Annotated in this window: 28 protein-coding genes; 20 read left to right on the top strand and 8 right to left on the bottom strand. The window is 45.7% G+C overall.

From position 1 onward, the window contains the following. Nucleotides 1-61: 61 nt before the first annotated feature. From fumC to IRJ16_RS16075, 11 genes are all read left to right on the top strand, one after another. Nucleotides 62-1,459 carry a class II fumarate hydratase gene (gene fumC / locus IRJ16_RS16125; protein WP_194112649.1) on the top strand — a complete coding sequence of 466 codons (1,398 nt, stop codon included), beginning with the start codon at nt 62-64 and terminating at the stop codon, nt 1,457-1,459. Nucleotides 1,460-1,700: 241 nt separating this feature from the next. Continuing rightward, nucleotides 1,701-2,471, top strand: a complete 771-nt coding sequence (locus IRJ16_RS16120) for a hypothetical protein (RefSeq protein ID WP_194112648.1) — start codon at nt 1,701-1,703, stop codon at nt 2,469-2,471. A 7-nt stretch (nt 2,472-2,478) separates the two neighbouring features. Next, nucleotides 2,479-3,270 (top strand): S1/P1 nuclease, encoded by a 792-nt coding sequence (locus IRJ16_RS16115; RefSeq protein ID WP_194112647.1) that lies wholly within the window; start codon nt 2,479-2,481, stop codon nt 3,268-3,270. A gap of 128 nt (nt 3,271-3,398) precedes the next feature. Continuing rightward, nucleotides 3,399-3,833, top strand: coding sequence for a low molecular weight protein-tyrosine-phosphatase (locus IRJ16_RS16110; protein WP_194112646.1), 435 nt, complete (start codon nt 3,399-3,401; stop codon nt 3,831-3,833). A 248-nt stretch (nt 3,834-4,081) separates the two neighbouring features. Continuing rightward, entirely contained in the window at nt 4,082-4,519 is a 438-nt protein-coding gene (rplM, locus tag IRJ16_RS16105; RefSeq protein WP_194112645.1) for a 50S ribosomal protein L13, read from the top strand. Between the two features lie 26 nt (nt 4,520-4,545). Beyond that, entirely contained in the window at nt 4,546-4,932 is a 387-nt protein-coding gene (gene rpsI, locus IRJ16_RS16100; RefSeq protein WP_194112644.1) for a 30S ribosomal protein S9, read from the top strand. Nucleotides 4,933-4,953: 21 nt separating this feature from the next. After that, nucleotides 4,954-5,811, top strand: a complete 858-nt coding sequence (gene rpsB, locus IRJ16_RS16095) for a 30S ribosomal protein S2 (RefSeq protein ID WP_194112643.1) — start codon at nt 4,954-4,956, stop codon at nt 5,809-5,811. 145 nt (nt 5,812-5,956) lie between these two features. Further along, nucleotides 5,957-6,796: a translation elongation factor Ts gene (gene tsf / locus IRJ16_RS16090; RefSeq protein ID WP_194112642.1), complete on the top strand. Its 840-nt coding sequence runs from the start codon at nt 5,957-5,959 to the stop codon at nt 6,794-6,796. Nucleotides 6,797-7,000: 204 nt separating this feature from the next. Then, nucleotides 7,001-8,119: an N-acetylglucosamine-6-phosphate deacetylase gene (gene nagA / locus IRJ16_RS16085; protein WP_194112641.1), complete on the top strand. Its 1,119-nt coding sequence runs from the start codon at nt 7,001-7,003 to the stop codon at nt 8,117-8,119. Nucleotides 8,120-8,168: 49 nt separating this feature from the next. Continuing rightward, on the top strand, nt 8,169-8,873 hold the full coding sequence (gene pyrH, locus IRJ16_RS16080; RefSeq protein WP_194112640.1) for a UMP kinase: 705 nt from the start codon (nt 8,169-8,171) through the stop codon (nt 8,871-8,873). A 100-nt stretch (nt 8,874-8,973) separates the two neighbouring features. After that, a complete protein-coding gene (locus tag IRJ16_RS16075) occupies nt 8,974-9,303 on the top strand; it encodes a hypothetical protein (RefSeq protein ID WP_194112639.1) in 330 nt (109 codons plus the stop codon). 5 nt (nt 9,304-9,308) lie between these two features. Here the strand turns inward: IRJ16_RS16075 and IRJ16_RS16070 are convergent, their stop codons facing one another. The 3 genes from IRJ16_RS16070 to IRJ16_RS16060 all read right to left on the bottom strand — a co-directional run bounded on the left by IRJ16_RS16070 (nt 9,309) and on the right by IRJ16_RS16060 (nt 11,166). Then, nucleotides 9,309-10,049 (bottom strand): lysophospholipid acyltransferase family protein, encoded by a 741-nt coding sequence (locus IRJ16_RS16070; protein WP_194112638.1) that lies wholly within the window; start codon nt 10,047-10,049, stop codon nt 9,309-9,311. A 65-nt stretch (nt 10,050-10,114) separates the two neighbouring features. Next, nucleotides 10,115-10,675 (bottom strand): NUDIX domain-containing protein, encoded by a 561-nt coding sequence (locus IRJ16_RS16065; protein WP_194112637.1) that lies wholly within the window; start codon nt 10,673-10,675, stop codon nt 10,115-10,117. 248 nt (nt 10,676-10,923) lie between these two features. After that, complete coding sequence (locus IRJ16_RS16060; RefSeq protein WP_194112636.1) at nt 10,924-11,166, bottom strand: hypothetical protein; 243 nt, start codon at nt 11,164-11,166, stop codon at nt 10,924-10,926. 185 nt (nt 11,167-11,351) lie between these two features. Between IRJ16_RS16060 and IRJ16_RS16055 the strand changes: the two genes are divergently transcribed. Then, nucleotides 11,352-13,199, top strand: coding sequence for a DEAD/DEAH box helicase (locus IRJ16_RS16055; RefSeq protein ID WP_194112635.1), 1,848 nt, complete (start codon nt 11,352-11,354; stop codon nt 13,197-13,199). Between the two features lie 495 nt (nt 13,200-13,694). On the opposite strand, the gene IRJ16_RS16050 is transcribed toward IRJ16_RS16055, so the two are convergent. From IRJ16_RS16050 to IRJ16_RS16030, 5 genes are all read right to left on the bottom strand, one after another. After that, entirely contained in the window at nt 13,695-14,024 is a 330-nt protein-coding gene (locus tag IRJ16_RS16050) for a hypothetical protein (RefSeq protein WP_194112634.1), read from the bottom strand. A gap of 65 nt (nt 14,025-14,089) precedes the next feature. Next, the gene (locus tag IRJ16_RS16045) at nt 14,090-14,524 is read right to left on the bottom strand and encodes a hypothetical protein (RefSeq protein WP_194112633.1); all 435 of its coding nucleotides are present in this window, start codon (nt 14,522-14,524) and stop codon (nt 14,090-14,092) included. A gap of 27 nt (nt 14,525-14,551) precedes the next feature. Continuing rightward, on the bottom strand, nt 14,552-15,553 hold the full coding sequence (locus tag IRJ16_RS16040) for an NAD(P)H-dependent glycerol-3-phosphate dehydrogenase (RefSeq protein WP_194112632.1): 1,002 nt from the start codon (nt 15,551-15,553) through the stop codon (nt 14,552-14,554). A gap of 145 nt (nt 15,554-15,698) precedes the next feature. After that, nucleotides 15,699-17,033, bottom strand: a complete 1,335-nt coding sequence (locus IRJ16_RS16035) for an efflux RND transporter periplasmic adaptor subunit (RefSeq protein WP_194112631.1) — start codon at nt 17,031-17,033, stop codon at nt 15,699-15,701. A 35-nt stretch (nt 17,034-17,068) separates the two neighbouring features. Then, nucleotides 17,069-18,511 (bottom strand): TolC family protein, encoded by a 1,443-nt coding sequence (locus IRJ16_RS16030; protein WP_194112630.1) that lies wholly within the window; start codon nt 18,509-18,511, stop codon nt 17,069-17,071. Nucleotides 18,512-18,580: 69 nt separating this feature from the next. Between IRJ16_RS16030 and IRJ16_RS16025 the strand changes: the two genes are divergently transcribed. From IRJ16_RS16025 to IRJ16_RS15990, 8 genes are all read left to right on the top strand, one after another. Beyond that, nucleotides 18,581-19,198, top strand: a complete 618-nt coding sequence (locus IRJ16_RS16025; RefSeq protein ID WP_194112629.1) for a polysaccharide deacetylase family protein — start codon at nt 18,581-18,583, stop codon at nt 19,196-19,198. 181 nt (nt 19,199-19,379) lie between these two features. Beyond that, the gene (locus IRJ16_RS16020) at nt 19,380-19,910 is read left to right on the top strand and encodes a 30S ribosomal protein S16 (protein WP_194112628.1); all 531 of its coding nucleotides are present in this window, start codon (nt 19,380-19,382) and stop codon (nt 19,908-19,910) included. Between the two features lie 189 nt (nt 19,911-20,099). Then, on the top strand, nt 20,100-20,645 hold the full coding sequence (rimM, locus tag IRJ16_RS16015; RefSeq protein WP_194112627.1) for a ribosome maturation factor RimM: 546 nt from the start codon (nt 20,100-20,102) through the stop codon (nt 20,643-20,645). 38 nt (nt 20,646-20,683) lie between these two features. After that, a complete protein-coding gene (locus tag IRJ16_RS16010; RefSeq protein ID WP_194112626.1) occupies nt 20,684-21,448 on the top strand; it encodes a helix-turn-helix domain-containing protein in 765 nt (254 codons plus the stop codon). Nucleotides 21,449-21,511: 63 nt separating this feature from the next. After that, nucleotides 21,512-21,910: a DUF1398 domain-containing protein gene (locus tag IRJ16_RS16005; RefSeq protein ID WP_194112625.1), complete on the top strand. Its 399-nt coding sequence runs from the start codon at nt 21,512-21,514 to the stop codon at nt 21,908-21,910. A gap of 89 nt (nt 21,911-21,999) precedes the next feature. Beyond that, nucleotides 22,000-22,893, top strand: a complete 894-nt coding sequence (locus IRJ16_RS16000) for a hypothetical protein (protein ID WP_194112624.1) — start codon at nt 22,000-22,002, stop codon at nt 22,891-22,893. 20 nt (nt 22,894-22,913) lie between these two features. Then, entirely contained in the window at nt 22,914-23,717 is an 804-nt protein-coding gene (locus IRJ16_RS15995) for a hypothetical protein (protein ID WP_194112623.1), read from the top strand. Next, complete coding sequence (locus tag IRJ16_RS15990; RefSeq protein ID WP_194112622.1) at nt 23,714-23,914, top strand: helix-turn-helix transcriptional regulator; 201 nt, start codon at nt 23,714-23,716, stop codon at nt 23,912-23,914. Before IRJ16_RS15995 ends, IRJ16_RS15990 begins: the two co-directional genes overlap by 4 nt. Nucleotides 23,915-23,969: the final 55 nt, after the last annotated feature.

Here is a 23,969-nt window from a genome sequence, read left to right as displayed (position 1 = left end):
TTCGCCTTTAACCTTTTACCTTTCGCCTCAATAAACTAACTTTGGCGCAAAATAAAAAACCATGAGTTTCAGGATAGAACACGATACCATGGGCGAGGTACAAGTACCTGCCGACAAATACTGGGGCGCGCAAACACAGCGTAGCCGTAACAATTTTAAGATCGGTCCCGAGGCAAGTATGCCGGTAGAGATCATTGAGGCTTTTGCTTACCTTAAAAAAGCGGCCGCTTATACCAATACCGATCTTGGCGTACTAACTGCCGAGAAACGCGACCTGATCGCTCAAGTATGCGACGAGATATTAGCCGGTGGACTGGCAAGCGAATTCCCGTTGGTGATCTGGCAGACCGGTTCAGGCACACAATCTAACATGAACGTGAACGAGGTGGTGGCTAACCGCTCGCATGTGTTACAAGGCAATAAACTGGGCGAAGGCAAGACCTTCATCCACCCGAATGATGACGTGAACAAGTCACAATCATCAAACGATACTTACCCTACTGCTATGCACATCGCGGCTTACAAGATCCTGGTGGATGTAACTATCCCGGGTGTGACCAAACTGCGCGATACTTTAAAGGCAAAATCTGAAGAATTCAAGAGCGTGGTAAAGATCGGCCGTACCCACCTGATGGATGCTACGCCGCTTACCTTGGGTCAGGAGTTCTCGGGTTATGTTTCTCAACTGGATCATGGCCTGCGTGCTTTAAATAATACTTTGGCCCACTTATCTGAGTTGGCTTTAGGTGGTACTGCAGTTGGTACCGGTATCAACACCCCGAAAGGTTATGATGTTTTGGTTGCTGATTATATCGCCAAATTCACTAACCTGCCGTTCATCACTGCCGAAAATAAATTTGAGGCTCTTGCCGCTCACGATGCTATCGTTGAGACACACGGCGCGTTGAAGCAGATCGCGGTATCGTTGATGAAGATCGCTAACGATATCCGCATGCTGGCATCTGGTCCGCGTTCGGGCATTGGCGAGATCCACATTCCAGATAACGAACCGGGATCATCTATTATGCCGGGTAAAGTTAACCCTACGCAGAACGAGGCCGTTACCATGGTTGCCGCCCAAGTTATGGGTAACGACGTTGCCATCAGCATTGGCGGATCTAATGGCCATTACGAGTTGAACGTATTTAAACCGGTAATGGCAGCTAACTTTTTGCAGTCGGCGCGTTTAATTGGCGATGCTTGCGTATCGTTCAACGATCATTGCGCGGCCGGCATTCAGCCTAATTACGAGGGCATCAAAAAGCACCTGGAAAATTCCCTGATGCTGGTAACCGCCCTTAACCCGCACATCGGTTACGAGAACGCCGCCAAAATAGCTAAGACCGCCTTGAAAGACGGCCTGTCGCTACGCGAAGCCGCTTTAAAATTAGAGTTACTGACCAACGAGCAATTTGACCAATGGGTTCGCCCAGAGGATATGATCGGTAGTTTGAAGTAAACCCTCCCAACCCTCCCTAAAGGGAGGGCTTTAAAAAAATAGTATTGGCCCATGTTTCCCCTCTTGAGAGGGGACGCAGAGGTCGATCATCATTGCAGAAACTTTCTTAGGGGTGTGTCCTCTGTAAGGCCTTGCTAACTGAGGACACACCCCTGACCCCGCTTAAGCGGGGAAGCGCGACTTAGGACAGTAGTACATGCGATATACCCTCCGTGATCTTGTTGATATAATAAAGGATGTCATGCTGAGCCTGTCGAAGAATGGCGCGAGGGCCTCCGGCGTTTTGCATAGCGAGCAGGGCCATTGCGCTCTACGCTGCGATAGGCTCAGGGCGACGGCCTATGTTTTTAAAGGGAGTCATGGTGAGCCTGTCGAACCATGGTGCGGTGGGCTTGACACTATGAAAGTGGTGACTAAGCAGATCGGCCATGCCCCGCGCACGTCGCCCTTCGACAAGCTCAGGGTGACAGCCGGTCTTAAAAAAACTTTCGGACTTTCGGTCTTCCAGACTTTCCGACTTCTGACCTTTCTCCTTTTACCTTTCACCTTTAGCCTGATAACAAGCTGCTCCTTCAACCCCAACCTGCAAGGCAAAGGCGAAGCACACCTGCAAGGCACCTGGTTGCAGGACAGCGGCGCGGTGCAGCAAAAACTACTGACCAGTTATCGTTACCATGTCAGGTTCGATTGTGATTCGTTTTTTATCCAGATCAATAACAAGACCCGTTCCAACCTCACAGGCGATACCTGCGTAAAGAACGGCCAATGGACCGAATTCATCCGCGGTACTTATGCCCAAAAGCAGGATACGCTGTTCTTAAAAGGACAGTTCGCTACCAAAGATTATGATGTTAAGGACAACACCGCCTGCTTCCGCAGCGGGCCTTATCAGGAGTTTTTTAAGGTTAGTAAAACTTCGGATACCTTGATCGAATTGTCGGGTACATCCAGCGTAATTCCCCTAACTTTGCATCGCACAAAAAAAACTATTTGCACGCAAAAACCACTTTAACAAGTTTATGAAACTGTTCAGAAAAATAAGTTTGGCAGCCTGCTTGAGCACCCTGCCTTTTATGACATTTGCCTGGGGCACCAACGGTCACCGTATCAGTGGCGAGATCGCTTCGCGCTACCTTACACCTAAGGCTGCTGCTGCTGTTAAGTCGATCTTGGGTAACGAGTCTATCGCTATGGCCAGCAACTGGGCTGATTTTATTAAGTCTGACGAGAATTACAAATACCTATCTACCTGGCATTACGTAGATTTTGATAAACCGATGAGTCAAGCCGACATGATCGGCTATTTAGAGAAAGATACAGAGGTAGATGCTTATACCAAAATGAAATTCATGATCGCCGAGCTTAAAAAACCGTCGACCACTAAAGAGAATAAATTGCTTTACCTGCGCATGCTGATCCATATTGTGGAAGACGTTCACCAGCCCTTCCACACCGGCCACAAAGACGACCAGGGAGGTAATGGCTTTAAGGTAACGTGGTTTGCTAAGCCCAGCAACCTGCACAGCGTTTGGGATACCGAGTTGATCGAGTTCCAAAATTTGAGTTATACCGAATACGTATCCTGGATAAATTTTACCACGCCTGCACAAGTTGCTCAACTACAAAAACAGCCGATCAGCACCTGGTTGTATGAGAGCAGCCAAATTGCTGAAAAACTTTACACCGATGTTAAACCAGACGAGGTATTGAACTATAAATACAATTTCAACCACGTTGATATCCTTAACCAGCAACTGCTAAAAGGCGGTGTAAGGTTAGCGGGTGTATTGAATGATATATTTGGGCGGTAGGTTGTTTGTTGAAAGGTTGGAAGGTTTTAAAGTTGGAAGGTTATTCATTCCGCTAACTTTACAACTTCCCAATTTGTGGTCGAAACAACTTTACAACCTTTTAACATTCCAACTTTAAAACAATTAATATGAAGATCATAATGGTTTGCCTGGGTAATATCTGCCGGTCGCCGTTGGCCGAGGGTATTATGCAGCATTTGGTAACACAAGAAGGACTGGATTGGGAGATCGATTCGGCCGGTACAGGCGATTGGCACGTGGGCGAAGGTCCGCACCGTGGCTCGGTACAGGTAGCTAAAAAATACGGCATCGATATCAGTGGTCAGATCTGCCGCCTGTTCCGCGTAAGCGACTTTGATACTTTTGACCATATCCTGGTGATGGATAAAAGTAACTTATCCAACATCCTGGCCATGGCTCGTAATGATGCTGACCGCAAGAAAGTGCGCTTGCTATTAGGCGACAAAGAAGTCCCGGACCCGTATCTGACCAACCTTTTTGAGGACGCTTATCAGCTGATAGAGGCGGGATGTAAGCGGGTTATTGAGGAATTGAGGCGCTGATCCTTCGATCCTACTGATGATGACGAATATTTTGAGGACTTCTGTTAGAGAGGTCTTTCTTGCATTTTAGGGGATCAGCGGGATCAAAAAACATTAAGATCAGTGTTTCAGACCCTAACGATCAGCAGTTCAGACAAAATCTCAAAAATTTCTTCCGCCGCCGCTTGACGATCAAATAAATAAGCGTAACTTTGCAGTCCCTTAAATAAGGGGTGTTATATCAATTTATTTATTTTAATTTAAAGCAAGTGAATACGTTAAGTTACAAAACTGTCTCTGCCAACAAAAAGACCGTTAACAAACAATGGGTTGTTGTTGACGCTGAAGGCGAGATATTGGGGCGCTTGTCTACCAAGATCGCAATGATCATCCGTGGTAAGACCAAGCCAGAGTTCACCCCGAACGTAGACTGCGGTGATAACGTTATCGTTATTAATGCAGACAAGGTAAAACTGACCGGAAACAAATTCAGCGCAAAAGAGTATGTTTCTTACACTGGTTACCCAGGTGGTCAGCGTTTCATTTCTCCTAAGGAGTTAATGGCAAAGCATCCTACCCGCGTAATTGAAAAAGCGGTACGTGGTATGTTACCTAAAAATCGTTTGGGCCGTGCATTATTCGGTAACCTGCATGTTTATGCAGGTGCAGAGCATCCTCACGCAGGACAAAACCCAACAGCCATTTAATCTAATTATCAAAGGAGAAAAAACAAATGCCAACAACTAACACTTCAGGCAGAAGAAAAACTGCAGTTGCCCGCATCTACCTGACCGCAGGCAGCGGCGTAGTTACCGTTAACGGTAAAGATTACAAAGAGTACTTCCCAACATTGCCATTGCAATACATCATCACCCAAGCTACCGAAGTATCGGGCACAGCCGGCCAGTATGATGTTGTTGTGAACGTTGCCGGTGGTGGTGTGAACGGACAAGCGCAAGCTGTACGTTTAGCTATCGCTAAAGCTATTGTTGAACTGGATGCTGAGAAAAAACCTGCACTGCGTGCAAAAGGTATCATGACCCGCGATGACCGTATGGTTGAGCGTAAGAAACCGGGCCGCAAGAAAGCACGTAAGAGATTCCAATTCAGTAAACGTTAATATTTTAAGGAGGACAACACAATGGCAAGAACAACATATCAAGATCTGCTGGATGCAGGTGTGCACTTTGGCCACCTTACCCGTAAATGGGATCCGAAAATGGCTCAATTCATTTTCATGGAGCGTAACGGTATCCACATTATCGATCTGAACAAGACTTTAGTAAAAGTTGAAGAAGCTGCTTCAGCGATCAAACAAATAGTAAAATCAGGCCGCAAGGTTTTATTCGTAGCTACCAAAAAACAAGCTAAGGATATCGTGGCTGATTATGCAAAAAGCGTAAACATGCCTTTCGTGACCGAGCGTTGGTTAGGTGGTATGTTAACCAACTTTGCAACTGTACGTAAGTCGATCAAAAAGATGTCTAACATCGATAAATTGACCAAAGACGGTACTTACAGCAACTTATCTAAAAAAGAGCGTTTGATGATCCAGCGTGAGCGTATCAAGTTAGAGGCCCTTTTGGGTGGTATCTCTGACCTGAACCGTTTACCTGCTGCATTATTCTTAATTGATGTTAAGAAAGAGCACATCGCTGTGGCTGAGTCGATCAAATTGAATATCCCTACCTTCGCGATGGTGGATACCAACTCTGATCCTTCAAACATCGATTTCCCTATCCCGGCTAATGACGACGCTACCAAATCGATCTCTTTGATCACCGGTATCATCATCCAGGCTATCCAGGAAGGTTTAGACGAGCGCAAACGCGACAAAGAGGACGAAGCTGAGAAAGAAGCAGTTGCTGCTAAATCAAAGATCGATGCCCCTGCTGCTGCTGAGCAAACTGAAGGCAAACGCAAACGCGTAACTGCCGAGACTGAAGCTACCCCTGCGGTTGCTGACGCTGCTCCTGCTGCTGAGTCGACAGAAGAGTAATAATACAAGAGTTGTAAGGTTGTAACGTTGGAATGTTTAAATGTTCCAACGTTATTCCCTTGCAACTTTTTAATTTAACATGTGGCGGTTATATTTCATATAACTTTGCAACATCCCAACGTTACAACATTAAAACATACAAAAAATGTCTACAGTACAAATTTCTGCAGCTGATGTAAATAAACTGCGCCAACAGACCGGTGCGGGCATGATGGATTGCAAAAAAGCTTTAACTGAAACCAACGGTGATTTTGAAGCTGCCGTTGATTTTTTAAGAAAAAAAGGCGCTAAAGTTGCTGCGAGCCGTCAGGATCGCGAAAGCAACGAGGGTGTTGTTATATCTCGTACCAGCGCTGATGGTAAACGTGGTGTGATCATCGAACTTAACTGCGAAACCGATTTCGTGGCTAAGAATGCTGATTTCGTTGCTTTTGCTAACGCTATCGCTGACGTAGCTGTTGAAGCAGCTCCTGCTGACTTGGACGCTTTGAACGCTGCTACTATCAACGGTATCACCGTTGCTGAAGCTTGCATTGAGCAAACAGGTAAGATCGGCGAGAAGATCGGCGTATCTAAATTTGAAGTGATCGAAGGCGAGAAAGTTGTTGCTTACATCCACGGTAACTACCGTTTAGGTGTATTAGTAGCTTTAACCGCTGCACCTGCAGGTGTTGACGAGGCTGGTAAAGACGTAGCGATGCAAATTGCCGCTATGAACCCTATCGCTGTTGATAAAGACGGTGTTGACGCTTCAGTTATCGAGCGTGAGTTAGAGATCGCTAAAGACGTTATCCGCGCTGAAGGCAAACCAGAAGAAATGGTTGAGAAGATCGCTACAGGTAAACTGAACAAATTCTACAAAGACTCTACTTTATTGAACCAGGAGTTCGTAAAGGATTCTTCCAAAACTGTTGCTCAATTCTTAGCAACGGTAGAGAAAGGCCTTACCGTTACCGCCTTTAAGCGAGTAGCTTTAGGAGCTTAATTATACGATCCCCCTCACCAAGTGAGGGGGATTTTTTTTGACCTTTTGGGTCGAATTATCCCTGTCGACGGCATTCCAGCTGTGTCATGGTGAGCCTGTCGAACCACCGCGAGCAGAGCCATAACGCAGATCCTTCGACAAGCTCAGGATGACACCGGTTTTATGAGTTCGCTTCACACATCCACCGTGATCAAATAGAGGTTTATGCTTACAGCCCTTCACAACACCAACATCATCACCAACGGAGAAACCCTCTCCGGCAAAGCTGTTTTGATAGCGAACGGTAAGATCAAAGCTATTGTAGATGAGCAGGCCCTCCCGGCAGATGCTCAACGTATCGACCTTAACGGCAATTTCATTGCTCCCGGTTTTATAGATCTGCAGATCTACGGCGCAGGCAAGCATCTTTTTGGCAGCCTGCCTTCTACCGATGCCTTACGTGGCATGGAAACGGAGCTGTTTAACCAGGGCTGCACAGGTTTCTTAGCTACCATGGCCACCAATAGCGGTGAGGTGGTAGAAGCCGGCATAGCCGCCGCCAAGGCCTACAGGCCGATGGCTAAGGGCATGTTCTTAGGCTTGCATTTGGAAGGGCCATTCCTGAATGCCAAACGCAAAGGTGCGCATCCGGATCAGTTCATTAAAAAAGCCACCCTCGATCAGGTAAAACGCTGGGTAGATATGGCCGATGGAGAGATCAAAATGATGACCGTTGCGCCGGAGTTGCAGGATGACGAGGTGTTAGCTTATATGGATGAGCAGGGCATCATCCTGTCATCAGGCCATAGCGATGCTACTTATGATGAAGCCAAAGGTTTTCTCCATCAGCCGATCAAAGCCATTACGCACCTGTACAATGCCATGCCGCAAATGCATCATCGCGAGCCGGGAATTATCCCTGCCATATTTGAGGAGCGGCCATACACCAGCATTGTTGCCGATGGCATCCACGTAAATTTTGCCATGATCGCTTTGGCTAAACGGGAGTTGGGAGAAAGGTTATTCCTGATCACCGATGCGGTGGCCGAGGCAAGCGAAGGAACTTATCAGCATGTATTTACGGGCGATAGATTTACCATGCCGGATGGAACACTCTCAGGATCATGCCTTACCATGTTAACGGCCGTACAAAATTGTGTGGATCACTGCAACATTTCGCTGCCCGAAGCTGTTAACATGGCGAGTTTATATCCTGCGCAATTGGCAGGACTATCAACTAAGGGTATGATCGCGGAAGGTTTTGATGCTGACCTTATTATCTTCGACAAGGACTTTCAGGTGAGGTCGACCATGTTTAATGGCGGCTTAACAATGTCTACATAAAATTTTAACAAGAACAATATTTAGCTATTTTTGACAAATTACCCGCCTAATGAAATATAAAAGGATCCTCCTCAAATTAAGCGGCGAGTCGCTGATGGGCGCACGCCAGTATGGTATCGACAACACGCAGGTGTTGCAATATGCACAAGACATTAAAGCCGTAGCCGCACAAGGCGTTGAAATTGCTATCGTTGTAGGCGGTGGTAACATCTTCCGTGGTTTAAGTGCCGAAAAATCGGGCATGGAGCGCGCTCAGGCCGATTACATGGGCATGTTAGCCACGGTGATCAACTGTATGGCTTTGCAAAACGCCCTGGAGACCCTTGGTGTAGAGACCCGCCTGCAATCGGCCATTAAAATGGAGCAGATCTGCGAGCCTTACATCCGCCGCCGTGCCATGACCCATTTAGAGAACGGCAAGATCGTGATCTTTGGTGCCGGTACCGGTAACCCATATTTCACTACAGATACTGCTGCCTCGTTACGTGCTATTGAGATGAAAGCCGACGTGGTACTAAAAGGCACCCGTGTTGACGGCATCTACACCGCCGACCCTGAGAAAGATCCGACCGCTACCCGTTACGACGAAATCAGCTTCCAGGAAGTATTCGACAAAAAACTGAACGTAATGGACATGACCGCCATTACCCTTTGCCAGGAAAATAAACTACCGATCATCGTGTTCGACATGAACAAAGAAGGCAACTTTGATAAGATCGCCAAAGGCGAGCCGATCGGTACTTTGGTAAAGTAAGAGTTATAGGTTAGTTAATTAGAGTTCAGGCCCTAATAGATATTATGGGATGCGAAATTCGCATCCTTTTTTTTATTTATATTTGATATAGAAAGATATTATGGGGCATAAGATAGTTTGCTTAAAATGCAGAAAAGCATTCAGCAGGGGCACTGATAATTTGCATTCTCCAAAAGAGTGTTCAGAATGCGGTGGTTCTTATGCTCTTTACGATCATAAATTTAGACCACCTACAAGATCGGATATTAACGCCTGGAAGGTTGTTTCCTATTTATATGATCACGGATTTAATTATCAGCACATCAACAAAGAATATGTCACGCCGGACAGAGGATACGGATATTTAATATTAGCCGAATATCCTACTACGATGCAAGACGCTAAAGAATTTGTTAAGCGATACAAAAGTCAAGCAAAGACATTTGTTTGATCTGCTTACATTTGCCCCAACGCCCTCTTCACCTTATTCTCTGCCAGCAAAGCCAGATCATTAGGCAACATAGTACCCGGCTCTATCGGCTCTAAAACTTCAAAACGGATGGGCGTAAATGCCTCCAACGGGTAAAATCCCCATTTCAGCATCGACGAATAGTTAGAGATAGCGACAGGCACCACCAAGGCCTCAGGGCATTTTTTTAGCAAAGCACCCATCCCACCGGCTTGGAACATTTTTACCTTGCCATCCTTACCACGTGTCCCCTCCGGGAAGATCACGGCCGACCATTTATTCTCGTGCATGCGGGTACCTAATTTCACCAGCTCGCCGATGGATTGGCGGTTATCTTTACGGTCGATATTGGCGCCACCACCTTTTTTAAGGTTATAGGATACTGATGGGATATTCATCTTCACCAGCTCTATTTTAGAGATGAACTTAGCGTGGTATTTACGCAAATGCCATATCAGCGCGGGTATATCGTGGGTGCTTTGATGATTGGCCATAAAAATAATGGGGCGGCCAATAGGTAAATTTTGTTTATTGACGAACGTTGGCACATTGCCTAAAAGATACAGTGTACCGGTCAAAAAGAAATTCAGCAGATCAACAGATGCTTTATGGGCTTTATAACCGAACAGGTTAAAACAGATCCATTGTATAGGATGGAAAATACACAGCAGCACAAAAAAAGCTACATAGTGTATCGGTGTAAGAATATATCCGAAGAACTTTTTCATTAGCCTGCAAAGGTAATAATTTATCTATTTGAGATAAATACCTGTACTACACGCTTGTGTTGTATTTATATTATGCCTTGGGTCAACATCAGCTGTACCTTTAAAATGGCCGCTACCGATACCGAATCTAATATTTCGCCATCGAGCACCATTTGGTAAACATCCGCAAATGGAAGTTTTTTTACAATGAGTTGCTCGGTCTCCTCGGGTTCAGGCTCGTACTGCTGCAGACCGCGGGCCAGGTAGATTATACAATGCTCGTCGGTGACCGAATTGGATAGGTACATGCGTTGCACTTCTTGCCAGTCGCGGGCTTTCAGGCCGGTCTCTTCTAATAACTCGCGCTTGGCCGAATCAAGCGGATCGGTACCCAGCGGACCGCCGCCTTCAGGAATCTCCCAGCTGTATTCGTTCAGTACAAAACGGTATTGGCCTACCAGGTAAGTATTCAATTCATCATCCAACGCCACCACACCAATAGCTTTATTTTTAAAATGCACCTTACCATAAATACCCGGATTACCCGACGGATTGATGACCTTATACTCGGTCAAACCTATCCAGGGATTATCATATACAGGCTGCTCGGAAGTTACCTTCCAGGGATTTTCTTCGGGATGATGCATGGGATGAAAATACATAAAAGGCGCGATCTGCTTAATAGTATTTTTGTTACAGATGTATAGACAAGCTCGTCCGCGATAGGAATAGGAACGGAAAGCCCGCAGCGCGTGTAAGGGATGTGCGCCGGCAAAGCGAGGACTTGGAGAGGATAGCCCGGGCCGCAGGCATCGCCATGATATTGTTAGCGAGTCGTTAAAGTAGCATATTGAGTTTGCCGGGTTCTTGCCGGGTATCGAAGATTGTTATGATATTAGCTTATACTTGGCTCGTACGTTGCGTATAGCATCTTGAGCTGGTATCCCCAGGCCGGCATCTGCTTGCACAATGCTTTTGGTAAGCTTTGCACGCATGGGTTCAGATAGTGTTTCCCACCCTGTTCATCGGTACTTCCGTTAAGATAGTTCACAACCAAACCGTAAAGATCCTTTAATTGGTTAGGGTTTGCATGATTTATTTTATCGTGCAGGTCTATCTTAATTGCTTCAGCTTTCATAAATTAAAATGCTTGTTTCAAATATAACGAATAAACTACTTAATTGAGTATCAATGTATATTCATCATTTAACTGTCATCGTATCAACAATTTAACAATTACCCACAACACTATTGCTTATCATATAAATTAACCTTACCTTTGCACCCGATTTGGCGATGTAGCCAAATTCGTTATTTTAATTCATGAACCCATTTAATGACCTTGGGATCCGTCATGATATTGTTAATGCCATCTCCGCGTTAGGGTTTGAAAACCCTACACCGATCCAGGAACAGTCGATCCCGGTATTGTTGACAGGCAGCAACGATTTTGTCGGATTAGCTCAAACTGGCACCGGTAAAACTGCTGCCTTCGGCCTGCCACTTTTAGAGTTGCTGGACTTCGAAGAAAATTATCCGCAGGCACTTGTATTGTGCCCTACACGCGAACTTTGTTTACAGATCACCAATGATCTGAAAAATTACTCTAAAAATATGCGCAACGTTAACGTTGTAGCTGTTTATGGCGGAGCAAGCATTTCAGACCAGTTGCGTACCATCAAACGTGGTGTGCAGATCGTTGTGGCCACGCCAGGCCGTATGTTAGATATCATTAACCGTAAGGCTATTGATTTTTCTCAAGTAAAGTTTGTAGTACTGGATGAAGCTGATGAAATGCTCAACATGGGCTTTCAGGAAGACATTGATAGTATTTTGTCTACTACACCCGACGAGAAAAAGACCTGGTTATTCTCGGCCACTATGCCAAGCGAGGTTCGCCGCATAGCAAAAAAATACATGGACAACCCGTTTGAGTTGACCATGGGCGAAAAAAATACCGGTAACCAAAACATCGATCACGAGTACTACGTAGTACGTGCCCGTGACAAGTACGCTGCCTTTAAACGCATCGTAGATTTTAACCCGGACATATTCGGTATCGTGTTTTGCCGTACTAAGATCGAAACTCAGGAAATTGCTGAGTCTTTAGTTAAGGACGGTTACAATGCCGATAGTTTACACGGTGACCTTTCGCAACAACAACGCGATAAGGTAATGAAACGTTACCGCGACCGTAGCTTGCAATTGCTGATAGCAACTGACGTAGCTGCCCGTGGTATCGACGTTAACAACGTTACACACGTTATTAACTACAGCTTGCCAGACGAGATAGAGAATTACACCCACCGTAGCGGCCGTACGGCACGTGCCGGTAAATCTGGTGTATCTATCGCGATCATTAACTCTAAAGAGTTAGGCAAGATCCGTTCGATAGAGCGTGTTATTGGTAAAAAATTCATCAAAGCTGAGATACCTACCGGTTTCGACGTTTGCGAAAAACAATTGTTCGGCCTGATCAAAAAGGTACACAATGTTGAAGTGAACGAGCAGCAGATAGAACAATACCTGCCACGTATTATGAACGAGTTTGCTGATCTTTCTAAAGAGGACATCATTAAACGTTTCGCCTCGTTAGAGTTTAACAGCTTTTTGGAATATTACAAAAATGCACCTGATCTTAACGCTCCTGCTGATGACCGCATGGGTCGTGATGGCGAGCGCGGAGAACGCGGTGAGCGTGCCCCACGTGGTGGCAATACGGATTATACCCGTTTGTTCATCAACCTGGGTTCGGTTGACGGCTTTAGCCGCGGCGATCTTTTGGGTTACATCTGTAACACAGCTAAGATCAGCGGACGTGTTGTTGGTAAGATCGATGTGAAGGGAGTATTCTCTTTCTTCGAAGTACCTAACGAGGAAGTGACCGCAGTTAATTCAGGCTTTGTTGGCGCTAACTTTGAAGGCCGCGAGGTCCGCATTGAAGTAGCAGGCGAAGGCAGCAGCGAACGTCGCGAAGGTGGTTCACCACGTGGCGAACGCAGAAGCTATAGCGGTGGCAATGGTGGCGGTGGCTACCGTGGCAATAACGGCGGCGGCGAACGCCGTGAAAGACCAGCTGGTGGCGAACGCCGCGAAGGTGGTGGCGGTTTCCGCGATTTCTCTGGCAAACGCAAAGAAGGCGGAACCGGAGAGCGTCGCAGACGTTTTTAAGTTATCAGTTAACCGGTAGATCAGTGACCAGTTATCGGTACGCACAGACCGATCACTGGTTAACCAAACACTGACCACCGAGCATAAGATAGTTTTTAGTTTAGTTTAACAGGGCCTCGGCGCGAAAGCGGCGGGGCCTTTGTTTTTTGGCATGGGCGGAGCGCGGGGTGGGTATATTTCATCTTCTCCCGACAGCGTTACGGCTTCGGGTGAGGGGGCCAATGCATTTGGGGTGTGCGGTATAGGCTATTGGCCTCCTGCAGCGGAAAGGCCTGTGAGAAGAAGCGTTAGCACTGTCATGCCTTTTGGTTACTTTGGGGCAACTGCCAAAAACTAAGCCCCCGCGGCTATGAGCGGACCAACTTTGATACTGAGCATAACACCTAAATAGCTGCTTTCATCATCGGGGATCGCCACGTCGCTGATAGAAGCTCCTCACGATGACGTTGGGCTATAATAATACCTGATCAATGACCCATTGGTCACTGATCACTGTTATCGAATAAACTCCACACTCACCGAGTCCGGATATAGCAAAGTCAAATTATGCTCATCAACTTTCTCCACCACAAATTTGGTGTAAGGTTGATTACCCTCGAAAGAGGTAAAAATGGTATCACCTTTCATAAAGTAATCTTCGGTAGATGGGTCGTGTCCATCGTTGCCTGCTTCTATGAATTTGTTATGGGTGATCTGTAGGTTGGTGCTACCGTCCTTACTTTTCCATTTGCCTTTGATAGGCGAATTACCGGCATGAGAGCAGGATCCGGCAAATAACATAACAGCGCCGGCAAGGTGTACGAGTATCAGAGCTAAGGTTTTCATGTCGATATTAATGAGGAACGCATCCCACCGGTTTGACGGGATGCGTTAATTATTGTTACAGCTGGTTATGGCTTTTTAACCAACTGCGCCTTGGTCACATAAACGCGGTTACCCTTTTTGTTTACGTAATAGTATTGCGACTTGTTGTTGATGTAGACCGTTTCGCCGTTAGGGGCAGTTACGCCATCATAAGTTTTGTCAACCACTTTTGATGCGCCTTTGGCAGCAACTTCGGATGTTTTTTTGCCGACAGCTTTGGCGCCGGTGGATGTTTCTTTAGCCACGTCTTTAGCTACTGTCGAAGTTCCTTTGGCAACGTCCTTAGCCGCTGTAGAGGTAGCATTACCTACATCTTTAGCGGCTTTGGATGTTCCCTTGCCTACTTTTTTGGCGGTCTTGTTGATCTTTTGGCCCAGGGTAGTATCCTTGGTTTGGGCCTGAGTTTGACCTACTGCGAACAAGCTTGCTGCAAACAATACGGTCTTGAATATATTTTTCATAACAGATATTAAATTAGATGTAGCTATCTAACTCAAATTTTCTGCCAAAAGCTTCATTTCGGTACGGGGCGAACGTTTTTGGTATAAAATAGCGTAGACGGCCTCACATATGGGCATAAACACATTGTACTGTTTATTGATCTGTTGCAGGCAATTTACGGCATAATAGCCTTCGGCCACCATGTTCATCTCTAACTGGGCTGAGGTTACGGTGTAGCCCTTCCCTATCATATTACCAAAGGTACGGTTACGGCTAAATTGCGAATAGGCCGTTACCATCAGGTCACCCAAATAGGCCGATTCTTTAATGTCGCGCTCTATTGGGTGTATCGCCTCTACAAAACGCTCCATCTCGCGGATGGCGTTGGATATCAGCACCGCCTGAAAGTTGTCGCCATAACCTAATCCATGGCAAATGCCACTGGCTACCGCGTAAACGTTCTTTAGTACAGCGCCGTATTCGGTACCGTAGATATCATCAGACACAACGGTTTTGATGTAACGTGTATTGATCAGGCTGGCAAAACGGGCAGCTAAGTCGGTATCCGGCGAGGCGATCGTGAGGTACGATAGCTTCTCTAAAGCCACCTCCTCGGCATGGCAGGGGCCGCTGATCACTAACAGATCGGTGAACGGGATGCCGTAGCGCTGGTTCATAAATTCGCCAATGATGAGGTTCTCATCCGGTACGATACCTTTAATGGCCGATACGATCTTTTTGCCTTTCAGATCTTCGGGGGTAATATTTTTCAGCGCATCCTTTAAGAATGCTGCAGGCACATTCAGCAGTACAAATTTGGCTTTGGCAATGGTTTGCTTGATATCGGTACTGATATTTTCGGCAGGGACATTAAGATGCACCGAACTCAGGTAGTTAGGGTTATGCCCAAAACGTACCAGGTGATCAACAGCCTGCTCATCGCGCATCCACCAATAAATATCTTTAGGCGTGCTGTTATCGGCCAGCATTTTCACATTTGCCGTGGCCCAGCTACCGCCGCCTATTACTGCTATTGTGTTATTATTCATTTAACCCCCTCGACCCCCTAAAGGAGGGGTACGAAGTAAGGGGACAAAATTAAGAAATTATTATGCGCGAATAGCTATCAAACAAAAAAGGCGAAAGATCCACCGACCTTTCGCCTTTAACCTTTCAGCTTTCACCTCAAAGGATCTATTTCTTCTCTGTACTAAAAAGCTTCGACTTATCCACTTTTTCTACATCCATTTTATCTTTCAAGGTTTTGGTGATCGCATCAAATGGTGCCGCCACTACTTCCTGACCAGCCTTCAGGCCGCTTAGTATCTGGATATTGCTATCGTCCTGGATACCTGTGGTAACAGCTACTTGTTTTACTTTACCTGCTTCGAATACGAATACGTAGGTTTTAACATCGTTAGCACCGGTCTTTTTCTTTTCTTCCTCATCGGCAGGTTTGTTGCCTACCTTTTCTTTCTTATCCTCGCGGGTAGTTACCGATTGGATAGGGACAGATAAAGACGTAGTTTTATTGGTCTCGATATCAACAGTCGCTGTCAGTCCCGGGCGTAACGGCGAAACCCTTTTGGCACCGCGGGTGGTAAGGTTAGCGTATGATGCCGAATCGATACGTACTTTAACGGTAAAGTTGGTCACCTGGTCGGCGTTAGTACCAACCACGTTTGCCGATGCACCTATCTCGGTCACCACACCGGTGAATTTTTTACCAAGAAAAGCATCTACCTCTATCTTAGCCGGATCGCCAAGGGCCACACGGTTAATGTCATTCTCGTTCACATCCACGTTGACGTCCATTTTGCTCAGGTCAGATATGGTCATTAACTCGGTACCGGCCATTTGTACCGTACCCAAAACGCGCTCGCCTTTCTCTACCGATAGTTTAGCCACCACACCATCAACAGGAGCGTAAATGGTGGTTTTGGCCAAATTATCGGATGCTTCTTTAACCGAGGCGGCCGATTGTGCCAAACCAAAGTTTGCACCGGTAACGCTTTGTTTAGCGGCCTCGTAGCTGGCTTTAGCGCCAAAGTAGGCAGCCTTAGCATCATCGAACTCGGCAGCAGTGATCACCTTTTGATCGAACAGTTCTTTGCTACGTTTGTATTTTGCTTCAGAGTTTTCATAAGTAGCTTTGCTTTGGTTAAGCATTTGGCTGGTGTTGCCTACGCTGGCTTTTTGCGAATTGTACGATGCCACTGCACGCTCGTAACCCGACTTTAAAATATCCGGGCGGATGCGCACCAATAGCTGGCCTTTCTTTACTACATCGCCCTCTTTAATAGGCAGATCAACGATCTCGCCCGATACTTCAGAGCTTATCTTTACTTCAACCTCTGGCTTGATCTTGCCGCTGGCCGATACGGTTTCGTTAATAGTGCGTACTTCGGCTTTCTCGGTAGCAATTTGCGTTACTTTAGGTTTACCAATGATGCCGGTCATCTTACCGATAACAAGCAGCAATATCAAGCCGCCTATGCCGAAAAGGATGTATTTAGTGGTCTTTCCCATGGGGTGTGTTCTTTGTATTTTTATGTGGGTGTTGTTTATAAACTAATTGGGTTTCCTAAGTAATAATCTATCACCTTACTGCGGAAGATCATATTATATCGCGCCTGGATCATGTCAAATTCAGACTTATTCAGGTTAGTTTGCGATGTGTTGAAGTTCAGCGAGTTTTCTAAACCCTGTTCGTACCTAAGCCTGATGACCCTAAAAGCATCTTGATTAGCTTTGAACGTTTGCTGCGCACTTTGATATTGCCTTTCGGCAGCACGGGCATCCAGTATAGCCTGATTAATAGTTTTGGTAAGGGTACGCTTCGCAATCTCGGTACTGATACGCGCATTCTCATAAGTGATCTGCGCTTTTTTAACATTGGTATGTGCATTCCAACGATTAAAGATCGGTATTTGCAAACTTACACCCACAGCTTGAGCAAAGTTGTCGCGTATTTTATCGCCAAACGGATAATTGCCAAAAATAGCTGCTCTCCCAGTTCTAAGTACGGTCTCTGACGGGTTACTTCTAAGATAGCCTATTGTATCAATAAAAGGCGCCGTGCCTGTCTGCTTTTGTTTATTGACATCAGAATAGTTAGAAGTTAGGTTACTAAATAAAGATAAGGTTGGGTAATAACCAGCTTTAGCTATGCGGATACTTTGCTTGCTTACCTCTTGCTGATCGATGGCTAATTTAATATCGGGGTTAACATTTAGCGAGGTAGCCACGACCTCATCAACGTTAAAGCTTGATCTAACATCGGTGATCTTGCTAATGTCGGGCCGTTCGATGATGATCTCGGTATTGGGGGGCATCTCCATATATTGCTTAAGCGTCAAAATGGATAATGCTAATTGATTTTCCGCATTTGTCAGGTTCAGCTCGGCTGTCGACTGGCCCGCCGTAGCTTGAGAAAGATCGGCTATGGTTTGATTACCCGCGTTTACGGTTTTTTGCGTACGGTCGAGCGTTAGTTTGGTGATATCTATCTGCTGTTTGGCTGCCGTTACCAGGTCCATGTTGGTCAGGATCTGTAAATACTGGATCACCACATTTAGTATCAGGTCATTTTTAGCTTTGGCTGTTTGCGACCTGTCTACCTCTAACTGCAATTTGTTTTGCAGAATCTGGTTTCTTAATAATCCACCTTGAAAAAGGGTTACCTGCGCACTTATCGATGGATTGACAGCAAATACCGGGCGTGTGGTGTACTGATAGGTGGTTACGTCCAACGCACGACCAAAGTTCTCTGATGCGTTAATGCTACCATTTAGACTAGGTAGCATATTATTTTTGGATTGTTTATACGTAGCCGCATCAAATAGCTCGTTGTTTTGGGCCTGCTTTATGGTCAGGTTATTTTGCAAAGCAAGATCAACGGCTTTTTGCAAGCTGATCTTTTCCTGGGCCCGGGCGCCGGTAGCCAGCAAGCACAAGGCCATTGCGCCTATGCCTGCTTTGGTTAATATAGATACTAATGGTCTCATTCGTGTTTTTATGTTTCGGCTTGGATACGATGTAATTGCTTACGGCTTATTTTAACTTAATTTGTAGCTATGTATCTGGTTAAAACGCCCTGGGCCCTTAAAAAGCTGTATCCTGCACTCACCTGGAATAAAGAAAGGGACAAACCCCAAATTTATCTCACCTTTGACGACGGGCCTATACCTATTGTTACACCCTTTGTTTTAAATATTTTAAAGCAATATAATGCCAAAGCTACATTTTTTTGCATTGGCGACAATGTGGCCAAACACCCCGACGTTTATCAGGCCGTTGTCGATGCCGGTCACCGTATAGGTAACCACACCTTTAATCACCTTAAAGGATGGAAGACCGACGACGACACTTATACCCAAAATTTCATCAAGTGCGATGACCTGCTGCACACCGATCTGTTCCGCCCGCCCTATGGCCGGATCAAGCGGACGCAGATACAGCGGTTGAAAGCTGTTAAACCCGATCTGGAAATTATTATGTGGGATGTACTGAGCGGCGATTTTGACCTGAACCTTAAGCCCGAAGTCTGCCTGGCCAACGTGATCAAACATACGGGCAACGGGGCTATTATTGTTTTTCATGATAGTTTAAAAGCTTTCCCAAGGTTAGAGTATGTTTTGCCGAAGGCATTGGCGCATTGGGCAGATAAGGGTTACAGCTTTGGCATATTATAGATCCACGGCAGTTCACATCTCCGGATACGTTGCCCATAACCTGCAACAATTCAGCAATATCACCTGCCAAAACACTATTTGCATATTCATTACCACACACTTGCACAATAAAAACAATATGATTACCTTTGCAGCCCCGCAGAATACTCCGGGGGGAATGTTGAATACATAAAAAGAAAAAATGGCAACTAAAATTAGACTGCAAAGACACGGTAAAAAAGGTAAACCTTTTTACTACATCGTAGTAGCGGATGCCCGCGCTCCGAGAGATGGACGTTTTATTGAGCGTATCGGTTCATACAACCCGAACACCAATCCAGCAACTATCGACATCAACTTCGACAAAACTTTAGAGTGGGTTAACACAGGTGCTCAGCCAACTGACACTTGCCGTGCTATCCTATCTTACAAAGGTGTTTTGTACAAAAAACACTTACAAGGTGGTGTAAAAAAAGGCGCTTTGACCGAAGAACAAGCTGACGCAAAATTTGCTGCTTGGGTAGAGGCCAAAGATGGTAAGATCACCGGTAAAAAAGACTCTTTAACTTCTGCTAAAGACGAAGCAAGAAAAACTGCTTTGGCTGCCGAAGCTAAAAAGAACGCTGACAAAGCTGCCGCTGTAGCTGCTAAGAACACTCCACCAGCCGAAGAGGTTGCTGAAGAAACCGAAGCTCCTGCTGCTGACGAAACTGCTGCTGAAAGCGCTGAATAATTTTTCAGAGAACAGAATTGAAAATAGCCCCGGTTTTGGGGCTATTTTTGTTTGCAGACGAGTTAACCACAAAGAACACAAAGAGAGAAAGCACAAAGAACACAAAGCCATGCACAGACGACAAGGAATATCTTTGTGTCTTTTGTGAAAACTTTGTGTCCTTTGTGGTTAATTCATCATTGAAGTATAATGAAACACAACGGATATTTTAAAGTAGCCACCGTAGGCAAAACCAAAGGCCTAAAAGGCGAGATGCAACTGTATGTGGAGTTTGATGGCTTGGAGGATATCAAGTTCAATGCGTTGTTTATCGATATCGCGGGTAAGTTGGTACCCTATTTTGTCTCGGTGTATAAGCCGTCTATCAAAAACACGGCTTACGTTTATTTGGAGGATGTGGACACGATCGAGAAAGCAAGTGTGCTATTGAAGAAAGAGATCTATCTGCCTACCAAGTTAAAACCCGCTATGGATGAGAATGAGTTCACCTTGTTCGACCTGGAAGGTTTTATGGCAGAGGATATAGACGAGGGCGAACTGGGTATCATCACTGCCGTGCACGAATACCCGCAGCAGATCATTGCCGCTTGCGATTATGATGGCACCGAGATCCTGTTCCCGCTTAACGAAAATACGATCAAAGGTATAGATGTGCCGAATAACATCCTTACCGTAGACCTGCCCGAAGGTTTGCTGGATATTTATTTGGAAGATAGGGAGCCAACGGACGATTAATGAGTGAGCATTGAAAGCTTAATTATTTAACTTTAGGTATGAAGTTCGATATCCATTCACCGTGCGCCCAGTTACAGCCTTATATAAAGCACCTGGCCATATCGGAGAATGAGACCGAAACTTCATATCGCATTATTCCCGACACCGCTCTGGTGTTGGGTTTTCAATATCGCGGCAGTTTAGCCTATTTAGAGCAGAATAAGCAAATAGCCCTTGCTGCGACGGGCGTTACCGGCCTACTGGATACTGCGCGAACCTTCCAAAACTCAGCAAGCATTGGCTCCGTGCTGGTGGTGTTTAAAGAATGCCGCGCGGCAAGTTTCCTCCGGACGCCGCTACACGAGATCTTTGGCGAAAGCCTTTCCTTAGAACATTTTTTTCATCCCGATGATTTTATTGCTTTGCAAGAACGCCTCGCTCTCGCTGACGGCGATCGCGCACGCATTGATTTGGTGGAAACTTTCCTGATCGCCCATCTTCACGAACAAAAGATCGACCTGCTGGTCAACGGCGCACTGACGTATATCAATCAGTCGAAAGGTACCATCCGAATTAAAGACCTTGCTGCCTTGCTTAATACCAGCGCAAGCCCGTTAGAGAAACGCTTTAGGCAACTGGTGGGTGCGTCGCCAAAAAAGTTCGCGTCGATAGTTAGGGCGCGGAGCGTGATCGCAGCCATCGAGCGTGGTGACGATGACCAAACCGACCATTTATCCGCCTTTTATGATCAGGCGCACTTCATCAAAGAATTCAAAAAGTTCACGTCGTTCACCCCCGAACAGTATATGAAAAGTTTAAGATAAACGGTTTTTTACAATGACTGATGTGTTCGCCTTGGTAATTTTGGATATCAAAAACATACTACGATGTTCACATTACAACAATTAAAAGCGGCACACGCCAAAGTAAAAAGCGGTGCGGATTTCCCGGCTTATGTGCAAGAGATCAAACAACTGGGTCTATCACACTACCAATTTATGGTTGATGACGGTCGCACCGTTTATCACAGTACCGATGGCGAGCAAGTATCAGGCGATGCCATCTATCCTTTAAAAACGATATCGATCGAAGCATCTCCTGCTATAGTCAAACAGATCATTACCGATCATCAACAAGGAAAAAATGACTTTATGACCTTTTGCCAACTGGTGGCTGATGCCGGGGTAGAAAAATGGGTGGTAGATACCAGTACCATGCTTTGCTCTTATTACGATCTGCAAGGCAATACCATGGTGGCCGAGCCGATACCGCAAAGCGGATATTAGAGTTGGGTAAAGCATAAAAAATATTTTGTCAAATATACTTGACATTTGTAAAGTTTGTTTTACATTTGGTAAATCAAACTTTACAATAGATGAAAGCGCGTTTCCTTTTTCCGTCCATTTTTAGGATACTGGGTATCCTGATGGCCATCCCTGGTTTTATATTAGGCTACCTGGTGGTTTTTAAAGAGTATAAGATCCCCGACTTTGTATTACACCTTCGTGATCACGCCTCACTGGACAGGGCTGAATACGAAAATTTCACTAATGAGTTAGCGCTGGCGCTGGTTGTAGTGGGCTTAGTATTTATAGCCTTTTCGAAAGTAAAGCGCGAAGATGAACTGACCGCCCGCATCCGTCTTAACGCGCTGTACTGGGCCATACTAACCAATTATATTATTTACGCCATCTGGTTCTTGATGTCGGGGTCGGCAGAATTATTTCATTGGGAAATGATGAGTAGTGCATTGAGCGGACCACTGCATTTCTCGCTCAATAATTTCTTTTTGCCGCTTAGCATATTCATTGGGCGGTTTTACTTCCTGCTCAACAAAAGCAAGAACGAGTATGTTGAGGCACCGGTCCATTTTCTACCTAACAGACCTTATGGCCTGATAGGTAAAGCTTTGACTTTGATCCTGTTGTTGCCTGCCATATATGCACTTTTCGACTTTTTTGGCGCCAACTGGCTTGATGCAGTTTATTACTTTTTACCGCTGGCAATGTTGCTATGGATATACTCTAAGGAACGCGTGGAGGACGAGTATATCAATAGCATAAAACTCAGTTCGATGCAAATAGCCATCTACGTTAACTATGTGGTTTTACTATTGGCAAATTTCTTTTGCTACGGGATATTGTTCCTGTTGGTGCAGCAACTCAATTTGATCACTATTCCTTTAATCTTTCTGATCAGGTTCCAATACTTGTTGTATAAACTTCGCTCACAAGATTCACGTGGCGGCGCAACTTTAAGCTGTTTATAAACAACCTAAACTTTATCGATATGAAAAAACCGAACACTTCGTCGCGCACCAAAACAGCAGGATATATCCTGCTGGTGGTTGCGGCCACTATTTTATTCATTACAACATCGGGCTTGTTGTCTTTACTGTTCTTCAGGGATGAATTTACCGAAAATGTCCAGGCCGAAGGTTTTTGCAAATGGGCCGGCCTGATCACGTTTTTGCTGGCGGTCGCGCTCATCATCATCGGCAGGGATAAAAATGAGGATGGGTCGCTGGTCAACAGGTTACTTTTGCCACACTATTTTAAGTATGTAGGCTACGTCTATTTGGCACTTGTCATTTTATATGCTACCACAGACAGATATGGTTATCGCCGCTCTACGACGGTAAGTTGGCATCGCGAGGTCATGCTACCGTCCGACCAAACCGGACTGACCGACGAGCAGCAAAAGATCTACAACGATATGAAGGCCGGCGGCCGGGTAGAACACAGCAGTTCTATCATCATTACGCCGCTCACCATGATCTTACCCGTAGGCCTGCTCTTCCTGGCCTTTGCCCGTGAGCGCGTGGAGGACGAACTGATCAGCAAGTATCGTACACAATCGTTGCAATTGGCGGTGCTGTTGTTGTTCTTTATGATCCTCTATCAAAAGTTCTACGTACCCGAGATAGAAACGGTGATACTGACCAACCCCAAAGGCGTAGCCTATTTTGATGTCCCCGGCAAAGCATGGCGCGCGGATGTGTTAATTAATGTAATTTTGATCTTCAGTATCCTACGGATGGAATACCTGTTAAGATTAAAGCCACTATTCACTAAAAACGCCGGCGCAATATGACGAACAACATCCGCGTTGAACGCGCCATCAAAAACATCACCCAAGGCGAACTGGCCGAACTGGTAGGCGTATCTCGCCAAACTATCAACACCATCGAGAGCAACCGCTACGTGCCGTCGACGGTATTGGCATTGAAAATAGCAAGGGTGTTCGAGAAGCCGGTAGAAGCTATATTTACTTTGGAGGAAACAGATTAAGCTCCCAATCCCTAAAGGGGGGTTAGTATTGAGATCAAACATTAAATATACCATG

The organism is Mucilaginibacter myungsuensis (assembly GCF_015222005.1).
Lineage (GTDB): Bacteria > Bacteroidota > Bacteroidia > Sphingobacteriales > Sphingobacteriaceae > Mucilaginibacter > Mucilaginibacter myungsuensis.
This window is presented reverse-complemented; position numbering and strand designations above follow the sequence as displayed.